Annotated in this window: 2 protein-coding genes; both read left to right on the forward strand. The window is 56.6% G+C overall.

All coding sequences use genetic code 11. From position 1 onward, the window contains the following. The first annotated feature begins 229 nt into the window (after nt 1-229). Nucleotides 230-445: a hypothetical protein gene (locus ACREXZ_RS30705; RefSeq protein ID WP_431767892.1), complete on the forward strand. Its 216-nt coding sequence runs from the start codon at nt 230-232 to the stop codon at nt 443-445. A 158-nt stretch (nt 446-603) separates the two neighbouring features. Beyond that, nucleotides 604-1,899, forward strand: coding sequence for a hypothetical protein (locus ACREXZ_RS30710; RefSeq protein WP_431767893.1), 1,296 nt, complete (start codon nt 604-606; stop codon nt 1,897-1,899). Nucleotides 1,900-2,017 lie beyond the last annotated feature (118 nt).

The following is a 2,017-nucleotide window of genomic DNA, read 5'->3' on the forward strand; positions in this document are numbered from 1 at the left end:
TTTCTGGCGCACACTTTCCAGAAAAGGTTGGATCTGTTGGAACTGCTCGACACGGAGGTCGCTTTCGTAGCGTCTTTTCTTCATCCCTTCAGTATCGGGTACCAAACCGAACTCCGGCTCACTCCCCCAAACCAAGTTCAACTTAGGTATATAAGTCGTAAACCCATGACACGCAACGCGTTATCGATAAATCAAAAACAGGTTCTTAGCAGAGGAGCAGGATGGAGAATTGACCGAAGACGATTACTACCTCATCACAGCACTAGCAAACGATACCTTCTACGGTTGTCTTGTCGAGCGCTTCTCCGATCAGGGAGGCAACTACGCTGGCACGCGAATCAATGTTGGCGAACCAGCCCATCCGATTAACGGCAGCACTTTTATACAGGACGATTCGTCACGCGCCCTGAACCTCACTGATAAACTGAACGCGCCTTTGTTCTAGTTTCATTCCAGCTTTCAACGCCCCAACGCATCGGGGCGTTGAAATGTTTTTCCAAGGAGCTAACCATAGTGCCAGCAGTTCTAAATATGGATTAGGGGAGGCAAATGAACCAACTTTAGCAATACCCGGAAGGCAAGCCGGGGTGATTGATTGGAGGGATGGAGATATTGGAAAGCCTTCTGCAAGGGTTACGTGGGGTGTGCGCGGGGTTTCAGGACCGGCGACGGGGCAAGAATGCGCAATACGGGATGGTGGATGTAGGGCTTGGGGGGTTTGCGATGTTTTTCATGCAGAGCGAGTCGTTTCTGAACCACCAGCGACGTCTGGAGCAGGGTCACCATAGCTCCAATTGCGAGACGCTGTTCGGGATCAGGAAGATACCGGAGGACAACACCATCCGGATGCTGCTGGACGAAGTGGGGCCGGAGAGTTTACAGCCGTGTTTCGACCAGGTGGTGGAAGAGTTGCGTGTGCGGGGCGGTCTGAAGGTGTTTGAACGGCTGGAGGGACGGATTCTGATCGCCCTGGACGGAACCGAATACTTCCGCTCGCAGAAGCTGAATTGTCCGCAATGTCTGAGCCGGCAGCGCAGCAATGGAAAGACGGAGTGGTATCACGCGCTGCTGTCGGGGACCATCGTAGCGCCGGGCCACAACCGGGTGCTGCCGCTGATGCCGGAGTTCATCACCGCGCAGGACGGTGCGGAAAAGCAGGACTGCGAACGCAATGCGGCCAAGCGCTGGCTGGCCGCGCATGGTCGGGGTGTGGCCGCTCTGCGACCGGTCTATCTGGGCGATGCGCTGTTTTCCTGCCAGCCCCTGGCCGCAGCGGTGCTGGCCACGGGCGCGGATTTTCTATTGGTGTGCAAGCCGGACAGCCACAAGATCCTGTACGAGTTTTTGCAAGGCGCGGAGTTGGAGCGGCACACGGCGACCGAGCGCCATCCGGCAAAGGCCCCCAGAACCTATAGCTACCGCTGGATCCAGGGCGTTCCGCTACGTGACGGCAAAGACGCGCTGGAGGTCAACTGGCTCGCCGTCACCATCACGGATGCGGGTGGCAAGACCACCTATAGCGGGGCCTTCGTAACCAGTCTGGCCGTAACCCGGGACAATGTAGCCGAGATCGTGGCTTGTGCGCGGGCCCGCTGGAAGATCGAGAATGAAGGCTTCAACGTGTTGAAAAACAATGGCTATAACCTGGCCCATAACTTCGGCCACGGCAAGAAGTATCTGGCTAGAGTCTTCGCTGCCATGAATCTGTTGGCCTTCGCCTTCCATACCGTCTGCGACTGCCTGGAGCAACTCTGGAAGCAAGCTCGCGACGCCATCGGTACACGCTCTGGTTTCTTCCGCGACCTTCACACCATCACCGCTTATCTTGTCTTCCCCGACTGGCTAGCCCTCTTCTCTACTCTCATTCAAGGCAAAGCTCCCCCACGGACCCATATTTAGAACTGCTGTGCTCGCTGCTCGATGATGGACGTAACGCCGGGTGGGTTGCAGAATCCAGCGTCGGCCAGAATCAGATCGCCTGGCTGAAAATGAAACCGGCTCAAACGCTCTCCCACCC

It is taken from the genome of Paraburkholderia sp. (assembly GCF_050742655.1).
Lineage (GTDB): Bacteria > Pseudomonadota > Gammaproteobacteria > Burkholderiales > Burkholderiaceae > Paraburkholderia.